The following is a 15,377-nucleotide window of genomic DNA, read 5'->3' as shown; positions in this document are numbered from 1 at the left end:
TCCTGATCCTGGCGGCCCTGGCGATCGGCGAGCCGGTCCGCAGGGGCTCCGCTGACATCGAGCAGTCCATGACCCTGCTCATCGATCAGTCCGCGTCGATGGGCGCTGACGAGGGCGACGGGCAAACCCGCCTGAGCATCGCCAAGGAGGAGGCCCTCAAGGTCGTCGACGGCATGACCACCACCCAGCGGGCCATGGTCATCACCTTCGCCGACCGGGCCAATGTGCTGACCTCTTTCACCGGCGACAAGGTGCTGTTGCGGCGAGCCATCAACTCCATCACCCAGACCGACGAACCGGGGCGACTGGCCGAGGCAATCCAACTGGCCGAAGCCCACTCCACGCCGATCGGCGAAGACGTCGGCTGGGGATCCAACAGGGTGGCCCAGTCTCACCATCTCCTGTTCACCGACGGCCGGCTGTCAGACGCCGAGAAGGTGGCGGTGCAGCGCGGGCAGATGGAGGTCGTCTGCATCGGCAAGGCGATCGAGAATACCGGGATCGTCGATGTCGACGTGCGGCGAAACTACGAGAGGCCGGAGATGCTCAGCATCGTCGCCCGGGTGCGCCATTTCGGCGGGACACCGGCGAATCGGGATGTCTCGCTCTTCGTGGACGGCGAAATGAAGGAAGTACGCTCGGTCGAGGGTCTCTTGCCTCTGGGCGACGCGAAACAGCTTGGAAACACCGGCCTGCCCAGCATGCCCAAGGACGGCAACGAGGCAACCGTCACGTTCGAGCTGCTCCTGGATCGCGGAGCGGACATCGAGTTGCGGCTGTCCGGCAAGGACGCCCTCCCCGCCGACGACCGGGTCTTCGCCGTGGCGACGCCGCCCCGGCCGATCACCGCCCTCCTGGTCACGCCCGGCAACCGCTATCTGCGCGACCTCATGTCCGCCATGCCCCTGGCCAAGTATGAGGTCTGGACTCCCAACGAGTACGAGAAGAACCCTGATGAAAAACTCATCGACGTCGGCCGGTCGCGCTACGATGTGATCGTGATCGACGCCCATTCAACCCAGCGTCTGCCGCCAGGCAATTATGTGTTCTTTGGCGGAATACCGTTGATCGAGGATGTCCAAAGAGGCGAACTGATCGAGCGGGAGCTCTTCCTCGACTGGGATGACACCCATCCGGTTCTCCGGCATGTGGCCATCAACTCGATCAACGTCTTCAGCTGGCGGAAGCTCGCTCTGCCTCCACAAGCGACTGCCCTGATCGAGTCGTCCAGCGGGCCGGTGCTCGCCCTGCTCAACGAGGAGCGGCACCAGTTCCTGCTGTGCGCGTTCAGCTTCTTCGACGACAAACGGGAGCTGCTCAATACCGACTGGGTCTTCCAGGAAGGCCTGGTCGTCTTCATGCACAACGCTCTCCGGTACCTGGCCGGCGCATCCACCCTCGGCCAGCATCCCCCCGCCAAGCCGGGCGAAGCCATCACCGTTGCCGCCAAGCCCGGTCGCTCGACCGTGGCCGTCCACCGGCCGGATGGACGCACCGAGGACGTCTCCGTTCGCTCCTCCGGACTGGTGAGCTACGGCCAGACCGACCGCGTCGGCCTCTATCGCCTCGAGACCGGTATTCCCGATCAGAGCGGGCGGGCCGTGAACCTCACCAATGACTACGAGAGCTTCATCGCCCCCAATCAGCAGTTCCGCATCGCCAGCGGTCAGGTCGCCGCCGGATCGGGAAGCGAGAATCTCCGCAAACCACTGTGGCAGTACCTGCTCCTGGCCTTGGGAGCCGTCCTGCTCTTCGAGTGGTTTATCTACAACAAGCGGGTGTTCATCTGAGATGGCGTCTACCGCCCCGCCGGCTCGCTCGCGGGCGGGTTGAGCGATCCGACGTCCTCAGGAACGGCCAGAACGACCTCCAGATCGATGTCCTGTGCTCCCCGACGGACGCGTACCTTCACCCATTGCCCCGCGCATCGGGATCGCATCAGCCGGGTGAGATCGGGATAGACCGTGACCGGCTTCCCGTCGATCGCCACAATCGCGTCGCCGACTTTCAGGCCGGCTCGGAGAGCGGGCGAGCGATCCGCCAGCAGTCGGATCGTGGGGGGAGCATTGGCTTTCGCGTCCAGGACCACGCCGAGCATGCCACGGCGAAGGCTGTGCCCGGCGGAGAGGTCGGCGGCACTGGTCCAAACCTGCCATGCGGGAATCGCGAAGCCAATGCCCGAATCATACCACTCGACGCCGGAAAGCAGGTCGTTGCCCATGCCAAAGGGAACGCAAAGGCCGATCACCCGGCCGTCGAGGTCTATCAGCGGCCCGCCGAAGCTGGCCGGCGAGAGCCGGGCGTCGGTCTGGATGGCCAGACCACTCATCCGGTTCAGGCCGCTGACGATGCCTGCGGTGATCGAGCAGAACGGCCCGCCGAAACCCCGACCCAGCGCCAGGACCCGTTGGCCCACGCGAACCTCGCCCTCGTCGCCGATCCACTGCGGCACCGGCAACCCAGTGGCCGGAACGCGAACCATCGCTAGCCGTCGCACCTCGTCACGGGCGATCAGTTCGCCCACGAACCTCCGACGATCGGACAGCACCACAGTGATCAGCGATGGGTCGCGAACGAAATTGAAGGCGCTGGTAAGGATCAGCCCGTCGGCCGACCAGATCAGCCCCGTGGTGGGGCCGTCGGCCACGATGAACCCCGAGGGTGCCACCTCTCGCCCGCCGAAGGCCGGGCCGCTCGCCGGCTGCCCGCCGCCCGGTTGTGTACCACCGATCGTCTCGATCGTGACCACGCACCGAGCCACTCGGGCCACGGCACGGCGAAAGGCATCCTGCTCGGCCCGCATGGCGTCCGCGGGATGCGTGGCCGAATTGCCCGGCAGGGCCATCATTGCCAGGCCGGTCAGCAGAGCGGCAAGGGTGGTCATTCGGGATCCTCCGTGAGCACGAAACGGACCGGGATCAACTCTTCGCCCCGTTTGACGATCAGCGAAAGCTCCTCCCCGGGAAGCAGCCGCTCGCAGAGTTCCATAAACACGCGACCTTGCGGAACCGCCGTCCGGTTGGCGCTGATGATCAGATCGTCGGCTCGCACGCCGGCCGCCTTGGCCGGCGATCCGTCGGCCACGCTCTTCACGAAGGGCAGTTGACGGTGATAGGCAATGGTGGAGAGGCGGATGCCGTGGTAGCCAGGCTTGGCCGACCGGCTGGCGGGGCGAGACGCCGCCCCGTGAGGCCGACTCGCTGCCTCGCCGACGCTGGCGTCGCGCAGGAAGGCCTTGATCTCCTCCACGGGGTACGCGTAGCTGAGCTCGGTATTGGTTCGTTGGGAAGCGACTACCTCTCCCACCACTCCAACCCAGCGCCCGTCCAGATCAACGACCGCGCTGCCCGGCGAACCCGGGTTGCTGGTCACGGCGTCAAGCAGGAGAACATCGCCGCGATAGGGAAAAGCCTCCGATCCCTGGACCGCGTCGAGCCGGGTACGACCCGAGAGGATCCCTCGGGCCACCGAAACGGCCTCCGCTCCATCGGCGACCTTGCACGGGTTCCCGACGGCCAGAATCCAGTCGCCGGGCTGAGCCGCGGCGGGGTCGGCCATCGGCAGCGGCTCCCATCTCGGCGGAGTCATCTGGTCGCGAAGCGGAGCGGCGGTGTCCGCATTCTCACTCTTACGCCCCATCCGCAGCAGGGCCAGCTGCCGGTACTCGTCGCGGCTGATCACCGTGCACGGGTAAGCGTGCCCGTCGTGGGTCACCGCCCGAAGCTCGCTGCCTTCGACAAGAACCGACAGCGTGGTGAGGACATCACCTTGCGGCGAGACGATCACGCCGGAGCCGTAGCCCACGGCTGAGCCGAGTCGACCGCCGTAGAGCTTGACCGTTGAGCGAATCGCGGACTCGATGGCCGGCGCCAGGACGTTGGCTACAGCCGGCGCCGAGGGGGACGCAGGTCCGGCCGGCCGGGACTCCGCGGCCTTTCGGGTGACGCTCACATCAACCCGATAGGCCCGCTTGAGCTCGTCCGGAACCCTCACGGTCAGGGGATCGAGCTCGATCACCCTCGAGGTCAGCCGACCCTCACGTTCCCAGGTGACCGAGACCGGCCAGCCTGCCGGGTAGCTGCCCAGCAGACTCGTGAAGTGGTTGGCATCACGAATCTTCTGGTCTGCGAAAACCACCAGCCGGTCACCCGGTTTGATGCCCGCTGCGGCCGCTGCGGCTCCATCCATGACTCGGTCGAAAACCACCTGTCGGTAACCGGCATCGACCGCCGTGGCTCCGAGCGAACCATGCTCGACCAGCAAGCCGGCCTTCAAACCGGGAATGAACCGCTTGAACTGGTTGATCGAAATCGCATAGGCCAGGCCCACGTTGACCCGCCCACGACGCTCGAACGACGCCCGGCCGTTGATCCCGATGAGCCGCCCGGCGGCGTCGAACAACGGCCCGCCGGAGTTGCCCGGATTGATCGAGGCGTCGACCTGGATGCAGTCCGCATAGACCAGCGACCGGGCATCCTGGCCGTACTGATAGCGGTGCAGGCCGCTGACAATCCCCGCGGTGATGGTCGGTGTGGAGTCCTCGGCCAACATGAAGGGATTGCCGGCCGCGAAGACCTCATCGCCCACCCGGACAGCCTCCGAGTCGCCGAACTCGGCGCATTCGAAACGGTCCTTGCCGGTCAGGCGGAACATGGCCATGTCACCGGTCGGGTCAATCCCGAGCACTTCCAGAGGATATCGCTTGCCGTCGGACAAGCCACCAAACGCGCGGCGCGTCTTGAGTATGCCTGCAATGACGTGGAAATTGGTCAGCCCGTGACCATCGGGGCATATCACCACACCCGAGCCGGCTTCGCCTTCATCCAGGAAGATACAGACCGCGCTCCGGCTTGCTCGGGCAATGGTCTCGATTCGACGCTGCTCCGTCGCTCGAACAACCGGAGAGGCCTCGGCGGATACCGGCGGATGCAGGGATACGAACGCGACGAGCACGAGCGGTAACAGAATCAGGCGGAATGGAAAACGGCGCACGGAGCATCGGGAAAGAGCAGCGTCCGGGTCGGCGAGCAGCTTCCTCAATTCGCTATTCCCCATTCGGTGCCTTCCCGCGTGGCGGGAGTCAGGCCATGGCGGCCTCGTACATCGCCACGATGTTCTCCGGCGGCACATCCGCCAGAATGTTGTGCACCTGGCAGAAGACGAATCCACCACCCGGAGCGAAGATGTCGATATTGCGCCGGACGTGGTCCTTCACCTCCTGAGGCGTGCCCCGCGGCAGGACCTTCTGCGTGTCGCATCCGCCACCCCAGAAGGTCAGGGCAGAACCGAACTCTCTCTTCAGAACGGCCGGATCCATATGCCGCGCGGCGATCTGGACCGGGTTGATGACCTCGATTCCCGCCTCGATCAGATCGGGAAGCAGCGGCAGGATCGAACCACAGCAGTGCAGGAAGATCTTGAGGTGGGGACAGCGCTTCTTGATGTGCTTCACGATGGCGGTGTACCGCGGCTTGAACACCGAACGGAACATCGCCGGGGAGAAGAAAGGCCCGGCCTCCATGCCCAGGTCATCACCCAGTTGGATCAGATCAACGTGGTCGCCGAGCACCGGAAGCAGTCGATCTAACCCCGCCAGGTGCAACTCCACGAGCTTGTCCAGGAGAGCCACCGCCTTGCTCTGCTCGCCCGCCAGGTCCAGGAGGAAGTTGTCCATCCGCCGTAGATAGGAGCCCCACTCGAAGAGATTCGCCCCATAGGCAATCATGATTGCCCGATCGCTCCGCTCGCGGAGCTGCCGGACGTGTTCGCCCATGCGGACCAGGTTCTCGTCGCTCAGGCCGCCGGCATAGAGCGGCTCAGGCAGCGCCGACCAGCAGACTGAGTTCATCGCCCGGCCGAGATCGTTGAGGCCGGCCGTCCAGTCCTCGCGATGGAGCGGGTGGATCGTCTGGCTGAAGTACGTGCAACCTTCGATCATGCGCGCGACCACCTCGCCCGCGTCGTTGAACGCGAGCCAGTCGTGTCCTTCGCGCTGAAAACGGATGTGGGCGGGAATTTGGCAAGCCGAGCCGTCCGGCAGGATCCACTCCTTCCAGGCCTCCGGGGCGAACTCCCAGCCGGCATTGACCGCGTCCACCCTGAACCGATCGAGGTAGAACGGCTCCGGTTCAGCCAATTGCTGAATAACGTCGAACACCCTCGTGCGCCCTTGCCAGATGCCCAGATGAACCTTGAGCTTGTGATAGGCGATGGCCTGGATGCCCGTGGAGCGCATGGCCCCGCAGTCGATGGGCAAACGGTCGGGTTCATGGTGGTTGATGCTCGCCAGGATGCGCTCCCGGGATGTCATCGTCGTGGCTCCTGTGGAGGCTGTGGCCCTGATCCAACAGCGAAACCATTATAGCTTGGATGGACAGTCGGGTGGAGACCACCGTCTGCCTCACCCTGGCCGCGCCAGGCGTGAGGTGTAGTCATGGTTGAATGAGGAGAGAGGCTCTATCGCCGCCGATCGACCACCGCCTCGGCGTCGATCTCGAACAGCAACTCCTCGCGACACACGTCGGCTTCCACCCAGACGGCCGGAAGCCGCTCGAGTCCAAGTTCGGCCAAGACCTCGCGTGCGGTCTCGGCGTCGTGGCCGCGTTTGAGAAACACCGTCGCCGCGCAGAGGTCCCCGAGCGACGCTCCTACCGGCTCAATGAGGGCCGCGATCTTGTCCAGCGTACACCGGACCTGGGCACGGAGGTCGCCCGGATACACACTTCGGCCATGTTCGTCAATCGCCGCGGTGCCGGAAACCTCCACCAGGTCCTCGGCGGAACCGCGGACGATGGCGCAGCGCGAGAAGGCCGAACCGTAGCGGAAGGCCTCCTGCTGGCGCGGATTCCGCAAGAACTCAACTGCGGCCGGGCCCGAGCCGTCCACCGCCAGAATATCGAGGGTACAAGCGGCGCCACCAGTGGAGTCGGCAAGGATGCCCGTACTCGCCGGAAACCGCCAGCATTCATCGCCGGGCGCAGGGAAGATGCCGAACTCACCATACTTGGCGTTCCGTGTCTGGTTGAACTCGGTGTACCAGGCCAGGATATTGGAGAGGTAGAACCAGGTTCTGACGGTGTCGCGGTAGCTCAGGCCGTTGGCTTTGAGAATGCGGTCTGCACGTTCCATGGCCCGGCGGGCCTGCTCGGCGGGCCTGCCATCCTCGCCCCGCGTCTCCGGCAGCCCCTGCATGCTCTGCAGAATCACGAATGTGGCGTCGTCGGCCTGCCAGACGCGCCCGCAGGGAATACCTCGGTCGTGAAGGGTGTGAACCCGGTCGGCTTCGGCGGCACGCACGATGACGCCGCCCAGTCCCCGTCCCCAGGTCGGTCGACCCTGGATGTAGCTCAGGGGACCATCGTCGCGGATGCCCCGGGTCTGCAGGGCCGTCGCCCGGGCGGCCTTGACCGCCGGTTCAGCGTCCAGGCAGCCGAAGACCCGCTCCTGGACGACCTCAAGACGCGATGCCCGGAGAACGTCGCCGATGCGTGCGTACACGGCCGCCGCCTCCACGGCCGGCTCGCCGTTCGGCGAAGCGGCGGCTACCACGAAGACGCCGTTGGATGCGGTGCGATGGATAAACGGTTCGACGGACGGACTCGTTGATGACATAAAGTAATTCGATAGCCCCTTCGGTTACTTCGCCACGATCTCGTACGGTACGGCCGGCAGCAGGCCCACCGGTACACGTCGTTTGGTGCCCTGTGCCCCCTTGGCGGTCTTGATCTCCCGGTCGGCGAACGCGGTGATAATCAGGTTCCCTTTCGAGCCGGGCTTGTTCTTGGCGGCGTCGCTCTGCAGCACCAGCTCAACACCCGTGTTGTTCGGCACCACCTTCTTGAGCATGATCCCGTCGGGCGGATTGCTCAGTTCCAGCTGCACCTTTCCCCGGAACGCGGTGGCGGCGGCACCAACCTGGACCCGAACCGTGCCGCCGGTCGGGATCTTCACCGGCATCGCACTCACAATCTTCACCGCGTTGCTGCGCAGCCACCGCCCGGATGTCGTGAGCAACAACTCCTTCGCCGGCACCAGGTGCCGATACGCAAAAGCCTGCATCATATCCTCTGCGGGCACGACCGGCCGCACTAGCTTCCGGTCCCCCACCACCGCACGACCCTCCAGGACCAGACGGACCGGACCTTCCAGTCGCATCGGCGGCACGGTCAAGGTGATCCGCACCTGGTCCTGGTTCGCCGGTACGCGGCCGCCGCTCAGCTTGAAGCCCGTCGGCCCATCCTTCAGGGCCAGCTCGATCTCGCCCGAAAAGCCATCCTTGCGCAGAGCATACACGGTAAGGGCGGCGCTGGCACCTCCGCGAACATTGAGGCTCGACGGTACCCCCCGCAGCTCGAAATCCGGCCGCGGGGCACTGATACGCAAGCGGTACGCGTGCTCCGGCCCACCCTTGTCCTGCGTGTCGGCCAGCTGGACGTCGTAGGTCCCGTCAACGGGCAGCGTGATCCGCAGCCAGGAATCGGCATGGTGCGTGTTCAGGCCAGTGCTTTTGTCCTCGTGATCGTCGTTGACGGCCAACTGCTTGCCGGCGGCATCGGTGACTCTGAGAATGGCGTCCAGAGGCGAGCCGAGTCGCCGGGCGCAGACCTCGGCCACAACCTCCTGCCCCGACCGACCCTCGAATCGAAACACGTCTTGGTCTCCGCGGCTATCGATGCGTCCATTGACGATGATCGGTAGCTTGACGGACTGGGCAGCGTCCGGACGGTCGTTCGGTTCGTTCTCCAGGCATTCGGGCAGGCTGTCCACGGCGAAGAGCACGCGGTTGGAGACCAGCGGACCTCGTTTCACCGAGAGTGCACCCACCCCGGCTTCCTGGCCCTCAATGTCCATCGTCTTCTTCTCACCTGGCAGATTCCAGCCGGTCAGCTCGGCGCTGATCGGCGAGTGCTCCCGCCCGCCCAAAGGAAAGACACTGGTAACGAAGGGGAACTCACCAAGCGTGATGCGATAGACGAAGTCCTCCCGGCCCCGGTAGATGGAATCCTTGATTTCGACCACGTACTCGCCGTCCCGAGGAACCTGGAATAGGAGAACCGGGTCGGGATGGAAACGGTAATCGTCTTCGTACCCCAGCTCTTGACCCGCGGCATCGTGGATCGCCAGCGTGGCCTGGAACCACCCCGGCACGCCGTCAGCCAGATAGGGGATCAGATCCCGGGCGGCGACGGCGGCGACCAGCCGAGTTCCCTTCCGGGCCCTGAACCGGAAGCGATCCACATCGCCAGGCATGATCTGGCCGTTCACGACGGCCGGCAGAGTGACCGTCATCTCCTCTTCGGGGTTCAAGCCCGGCGCATCGCGCTCGGCCTTGAGGCCTCTTCGGGGGTTGAGCGGGTTGCCGGACTTGGGCGTTCTTCCGCCGGGCGGCTCGCGATTCGGTTTCTCTTCCGGCTCGGAGAACTCGGGCAGCTGGCCAACGCAGAAGACGATCGGATTCGTCAAGCCGCCTTGTGCCTCTAAGCGGAGCTCCCGCTCGCCCGGCTCGGCGCCGGCCCCGACCGTCACTTCGACCAGAACAGTCTCGGCAATCGCGGGATTCGCCTGCCTGTTCGGCGGGTTGGCCAGCTTCTTGCGGAGCTCGGCAACCGCCTTCTCGTCCTCGTCAGTCCACGCGGGCCGGGTCGCCGATCGGCTCTTCTGAGCCGCAGCCTTCTTGTCCATCAGCTCCTTCAGCTTCTCTCGGAGCAGGCTGAACTGGAGCTGTGTCAGCGGCTTGCGGTGCTCTATGACCATGCCTTCAACACCGTCACCGTTGACATGGACGCTGTTGACCCCGTCCAGATTCTGACCACCGAGGACCACCTGGAAGGTCGAACCCTGTCTGCCACCGGCCGGGTAGACGTACCCGATACGCGGGCCCGCTTGCCGATTCTGCTGGGCCGTGGACGCGGGAACCATCGACAGCACGACCAGCACCACCAGGAACGCGGACGATCGGGATGCGTACAGCAAGGCTTCCAAGAGCTACATGATCTCCTTCAAACGGCCACCCATGCTCACCCCTTCGGCGGCCGAAGGGGTGATGCGAACCGTCTTCCCCTCCGGATGCGGCAGAGCCCCGTCCGGATCAATGCCCAGCAACGCGTACAGGCTGCCAATGAGGTCGCAAGGATACACCGGCCGCGTGGCGACCTTCTCTCCCTTCTCGTCCGACGCGCCAACCACGTGGCCCCCCTTGAATCCACCGCCGGCGACGACCGCCGAGAACACGGCACCGAAATGCCCGCGTCCGCCATTCCAGGGCGGTTCCCACTGAACCTTGGGCGTACGCCCGAACTCGCCGCTCCACCAGACGATGGTCGTGTCCAGCAGGCCACGTTCGGACAAATCCTGCAGCAGGGTCGCCATGGCCTTGTCCATTTCCGGCAGCCTGCGGCGCATGGTCTGGAAATGCTGCTTGTGTGTGTCCCAGCCTTTGTAGTTGATAGTGACGTAGGGGACGCCGCGCTCGACCAGACGCCGGGCCGCCAGGCAGGACTGCCCGAAGGTGTTGCGACCATAGCGATCTCTCAGCTCATCCTTCTCCTGAGAGAGATCGAAGACCTTGCCCGCATCGCCGAGAATGAGATCGTAGGCCTGCTTTTCACACTGCGCCAACGCCAGCAGCTGAGCATTGCCGACCATCACGTGCTCCAACGTGTTGAGCTTGTGCAGCAGGTCTCGACGGTCCCGCTGTCGCTGGTCAGAGATACCCTGGGCAACAACGCCCTCCACGGCGAAGCGGGTCTGGGCCGGATCACCGCCCGTGGCAAACGGCTTGCAGCGCGAACCCAGGAAACCGCACTCCGAGAAGCGGCCCTGCAGCTCGGTCAATACGATATAGGGGGGGATCAAGCCCTGATACCCGGCCTCATAGCCTTTAAACAGGGATACCACCGCCCCCACCGACGGATAGACCATCCCGTCGCCCGGGCTCCTCCCCGTCTGGACCAGGTAGGCCGCCGTCTCGTGCCCGTTCTGGCCGTGGGTCATGCTCCGAATGATGGAGTACTTGTCGGCCTGCTTGGCCAGCAGGGGCAGGAGTTCTCCAATCATGATGCCGTCGACGTTCGTGGCAATCGGCTTGGCGAGCGGACCGCAGTAGTCGTTGCCCGCGTCCGGCTTGGGATCGAAAGTGTCCAGGTGCGCCGGTCCGCCCCACATCCAGATCTGGATGACCGCCTTGGCCTTGCCTTTCAGCCCGGTCGCACCCCCAGCGGCGGGTTGACTCGTCGGCGCAGCCAGGCCCAGACGGTTGGCCATCAGCAAGCCCGTTGCACCCCAGAGACCCCGGCACACGACCTCACGCCTGGAGAGCCGGCCGGCTCCGCTCAGGTCCCGGTCCGCGCCGGCCCACTGGCAAGTCAGGTCTCGTTCTGCAGTCATATCCGGTCCCGCCATCAGGTACGCATCAATGCCGATACAGAAACTCGGCGCTGTTCACCAGCGCCCAGGTCAGATCCACCAGGGCTTCACGGCCCTTGCCGCCATGGGTCTGCGAATACGCCCCAATCGTCTCGAGTTCCTCGTCCGTGGGGTAACGCGAGAGCACGGTCAGGTAGATTCGCTCGATCATGTCGCGCGGCCGAACGCCACCCGAGCTCCCGGAGCGAAGCAGCGGCGCCTGCTCGATCTTCCGCTGAATGTGGCTCGAGTTGAGGAGGTGCAGCCGTTGGGCAGCGGTCGCCCGGTTGTTCCGTTCCCCTTCCAGGCCGCTGTCCCGGGACGGCCGGCCGAACAACTCCAGGAAGGAACTGGTGATACTGCCGTCGGCCAGGGCGATCGACCGCTGATCCTCTGGAATGAAGGTGAAAGGCTCCGGAATGGGGCTGGAGTACTTCTCCGTCGTGCCCGTGATTTGGCACAGGGCGTCGATCAGCACCTCCGCTTCCAGCCGCCGGAGCGGGTAGTGTGAGAAACTCGCGGAAGCCTCTTGATGGTCCGTTCTGGGAATGGAGGACAGCTGATAGGTCTTCGACGTCAGAATCAGCCGGTAGAGATGCTTGAGGTCATAGCGAGCCGAGACCAGCTCCCGCTCAAGCAGGGTGAGCAACTCGGGGTTGACCGGGGGATTGTCGGGGCGGATATCGTCGGGTTCGTGGATGATGCCGCGACCGAGCAGCCAGGACCACATGCGGTTGACGATGGCGCGCGTGAACCAGGGATTCTTGGGATCGACCAGCCAGTCGGCGAAGACCGCCCGAGGGTCTCGCTCCTGCGATAGTCGGATGCTGGTGCCGTCGGGAAAAACAGCCTTGGGCGGATCGGCGGAGGCCTTGCCGCGATCCCAGAAGACGATTTCCTCCTTCCATTCTGCCGTGGCTTTGTAGCCGATTTGGGAGAAGAAACCGGCCATGCCCGCCAGCTTCTCCGCCGGCCAGTTCTCCGCCCGCGTACCCAGGAAAGTCAAGGCCACCGCCCGAGCGATGCCCTGGGGATCGCGACCCTGGATGGCACGATAGAAATTGACCTCCGGTACGCGAAAGTTGCTCCCGCTGGCGGTCAGCATCGCACGAACAAACTGGTCGTACGGCTTGTTCTCCTTCACGCTGGTTCGGATCCAGCGGTGGTAGGCTTGGACGGCGTTCGGCCACAGGTTGATGGGAAACTCGGCTTTGACTCGTAACAGATCGCTCCATTTCATCGCCCAGTAGTCCGCGAACTCATCTCGGGAGAACAAGCGGTGGATCACGGCGGCTCGTTTTCCCGAGGCTCGGTCCTCCAGGAACTCCACGACCTCCGGGGCGGTGGGAAGTGTGCCAATCATGTCCAGGTGAACCCGGCGGACAAAGACGGCGTCCGAACAGAGACGCCCCGGTTTGATCCCCAACCGTCGAAGCTGGCCAAAAACCAGCCCGTCGATCGGGCTCCCGGAAGCCGGCTCGCCTGGATTCTCGAACGGGTTCGCTCTGACGCCCGCCATCTGACCCTCCTCCACGGCCACCGCTCAGCACCCCCCGCAGCGTCCGCGGAGCGTCTCAGGAGTCTCCAGTCCATACATCCCCATATGGAATCGGTACTTACGAACTCGCGGGTTGAGCCAATCTCGCCGCCTGTGCCCACGAGTCCCGAGGTGAACTCGATCCCCGGCTCGGCCCCGTGACATCACTCCAGTGCCGAGCCGCCGCAGGCATCCCCACAAGCCATAACGGCCCCGAAAGCAGGATATTGCGTGCCTGGAAATGGCGACCGACCAGGGACCAAAGCAGGCCCTGATCGGGTTCGAGACGATCGGCGAACCACGCGCGGCACGCCAACCGTCGGCGAGTATGTTCCCCGCCCGCAGGTCACCAACGGGGCGGATTCCTGCTCACCGGCCGGTCAGCGTCCGACAACCACCCCCGCCTTCAGCAGATGCTCGTTCACGCAGTTTCTCGGGGCTTCGCCGGAGAGAACCCGGGCTACCTCCTGGGCGGCCTTCTCACGCATCTCGACCAAACCCGCCTCGGAGTAGAACGCGGTGTGAGGCGTCAGCACCAGATTGACCGGCCGTTCGCAGGCCTGCCGCCACATCTTGACCAGCGGCTCACTCCCGTCGGGAGGCTCGGTGGGGAGCACATCGATGCCCGCACCCCCGATGCGCCCCTTCTCCAACACGGCGGCTAGGGCAGCGGTGTCCACGACCGCCCCTCGGGACGTGTTCAGCAGAATGGCGTGCGGCTTCATCTTGCCGAGAGCTACGCCATCGATCATGTTCCGGGTCTCGTCGGTCAGCGGCACATGAAGCGAGATCACGTCACTCTCGGCCAGCAGGGTGTTGAGGTCCACCAGCGTCACCCCAACCGCCTTGTCCAGGCCCGAACGGAGGTACGGATCGCAGGCCACCACCCGCATCTTGAGCCCCTTGGCCCGCATCGCCGTGGCCGTCCCAATTCGCCCCAGTCCGATGATGCCCAGTGTCGCCCCCGAGAGCCGGAAAATGGTCTGTACCGCATGGTAGTTCCACGGAGCAAGCGTCTGACGAAGCCCACGCTCGGCTTGCAGAAGCCTCCGATTGCATGCCAGCATCAGGGCAATCGCGTGATCCGCAACCTCATCGACACCGTAGTCCGGCACGTTGCAGACCGGAACGCCCCGCTCCGCCGCGGCGGACAGGTCGATCTGATCGTATCCCGTGCCGCAGCGGACGATCACCCGGCAACGCGTAAGCCTCTCGATGATCGCCCGCGGCAGGGTGACTTCATGGAAGACGATCAGGGCGTCAGCATCGTCCGCTCGACCGGCCAACTCCTTGGCCGCTTTGGCTTCGAGGCACTCCACCTGGGCCAAACCCGACAACAGCCGCTGCTCAATCGTCGGCGGAGGAGCCAGATAGTCGGTGATCAATACTTGAAACATCAGGTTCTGTCGCTTTCTCCAGCCGTCGTTTCTCAGGTCCAGAGCCAGGCACCTCGGGTGACGTCCAGACGACGGAAACCACCGCGAGATCGTGCCGGGAATCGCTATCGTAGCGTGTTGTATCCCATAATCTTAAGGTAGTACAATGCTCCCTTGTCCGCATCGCGGCTCGGACGACCCTTGACGGTCGGGGTACGTTAACATAAGATGTCAGACGTCTTATGAATTATTATACTCCCCAGTGGGTGGCGTGCAAGGATTCGGGTTCATGAAAACCAGACATCGTCCCTTGGACCGAGTTCCGCTCGTGTCGGCGGTGGCCGGACGGCTCCGCTCCCTGATCGTGGAGGGAGGATACTCGGCTGGCGATCGCCTCCCGAGCGAATTGGAACTGATGAAACGCTGGCAGGTGAGCCGGCCGGTGCTGCGCGAGGCGGTCAACCGGCTTGCGGCGGTCGGACTGCTGACTGTTCGGCACGGGAGCGGCACGTTCGTCGCCCAGCGCGAGTGGCTGTCCAGCTGCGTGAAGCTGGTCGGCAGCTCCATGGCCATCGGTCCCAGGGAGTTGATGCAGTTCGTCGAGTTTCGACGCGTCCTGGAGGGCTACGCGGCGCGAAAGGCGGCGATGGTTGCCGAGCCGGAACAAGTCACGGCCCTGGGTCAGGCACTTGAAGAAGCGCTCGGCGTGGTGGCCCGGCGGAGCCCGCAGGCCATGGAAGCCGACTTCCGGTTTCACTGCATGCTGGTGGAGATCGGCGGCAATCCTCTGATGCGCAACCTGCTGGAACTGCTCCACGAGTTCAGCATGGCGGGAATGAGACGCACTCAGCCGGCCGCAATGAGCGATCCTCAGGGTGCCGAGATCCACCGGGCCATCGTGAGAGCGATACGCGACCGCTCTCCTGGGGCGGCCGAACGGGCGGTCCACGCCCACATGGACTTGTTGATCACGCGATTGGAGGCGGACTCCGCCGAGGATTCGTCGCCGGAAAAGCGCGAGCCACCCTCGGAGTCGCAGGACAGTTGACACAACCACAGGA

Annotated in this window: 10 protein-coding genes; 2 read left to right on the top strand and 8 right to left on the bottom strand. The window is 64.7% G+C overall.

The window, feature by feature from the left end; genetic code table 11:
- Window positions 1-1,790: VWA domain-containing protein (locus KA354_12555; GenBank protein MBP7935468.1), on the top strand; the 1,790-nt coding region annotated here is incomplete at its 5' end.
- An 8-nt stretch (window positions 1,791-1,798) separates the two neighbouring features.
- Here KA354_12555 and KA354_12550 read toward each other — a convergent pair.
- The 8 genes from KA354_12550 to KA354_12515 all read right to left on the bottom strand — a co-directional run bounded on the left by KA354_12550 (window position 1,799) and on the right by KA354_12515 (window position 14,337).
- On the bottom strand, window positions 1,799-2,884 hold the full coding sequence (locus KA354_12550; protein MBP7935467.1) for a trypsin-like peptidase domain-containing protein: 1,086 nt from the start codon (window positions 2,882-2,884) through the stop codon (window positions 1,799-1,801).
- Complete coding sequence (locus KA354_12545; protein ID MBP7935466.1) at window positions 2,881-5,055, bottom strand: trypsin-like peptidase domain-containing protein; 2,175 nt, start codon at window positions 5,053-5,055, stop codon at window positions 2,881-2,883. The genes KA354_12550 and KA354_12545 overlap by 4 nt, the downstream gene beginning before the upstream one ends.
- 25 nt (window positions 5,056-5,080) lie before the next feature.
- Window positions 5,081-6,310 carry a methyltransferase gene (locus KA354_12540; GenBank protein MBP7935465.1) on the bottom strand — a complete coding sequence of 410 codons (1,230 nt, stop codon included), beginning with the start codon at window positions 6,308-6,310 and terminating at the stop codon, window positions 5,081-5,083.
- 146 nt (window positions 6,311-6,456) lie between these two features.
- Window positions 6,457-7,611 (bottom strand): hypothetical protein, encoded by a 1,155-nt coding sequence (locus tag KA354_12535; GenBank protein MBP7935464.1) that lies wholly within the window; start codon window positions 7,609-7,611, stop codon window positions 6,457-6,459.
- Window positions 7,612-7,635: 24 nt separating this feature from the next.
- Complete coding sequence (locus tag KA354_12530; protein MBP7935463.1) at window positions 7,636-9,981, bottom strand: hypothetical protein; 2,346 nt, start codon at window positions 9,979-9,981, stop codon at window positions 7,636-7,638.
- 3 nt (window positions 9,982-9,984) lie between these two features.
- Entirely contained in the window at window positions 9,985-11,385 is a 1,401-nt protein-coding gene (locus tag KA354_12525) for a DUF1501 domain-containing protein (protein ID MBP7935462.1), read from the bottom strand.
- 25 nt (window positions 11,386-11,410) lie between these two features.
- Window positions 11,411-12,922, bottom strand: coding sequence for a DUF1553 domain-containing protein (locus tag KA354_12520; protein MBP7935461.1), 1,512 nt, complete (start codon window positions 12,920-12,922; stop codon window positions 11,411-11,413).
- Between the two features lie 398 nt (window positions 12,923-13,320).
- A complete protein-coding gene (locus tag KA354_12515) occupies window positions 13,321-14,337 on the bottom strand; it encodes a C-terminal binding protein (GenBank protein ID MBP7935460.1) in 1,017 nt (338 codons plus the stop codon).
- A gap of 268 nt (window positions 14,338-14,605) precedes the next feature.
- On the opposite strand from KA354_12515, the gene KA354_12510 reads away from it, so the two are divergent.
- The gene (locus KA354_12510) at window positions 14,606-15,364 is read left to right on the top strand and encodes a FadR family transcriptional regulator (protein ID MBP7935459.1); all 759 of its coding nucleotides are present in this window, start codon (window positions 14,606-14,608) and stop codon (window positions 15,362-15,364) included.
- Window positions 15,365-15,377: the final 13 nt, after the last annotated feature.

This window comes from Phycisphaerae bacterium, from assembly GCA_018003015.1.
Lineage (GTDB): Bacteria > Planctomycetota > Phycisphaerae > UBA1845 > PWPN01 > JAGNEZ01.
Note: the sequence above shows the minus strand (reverse complement) of the source record. Positions and strands in the feature narration are given on the sequence as shown.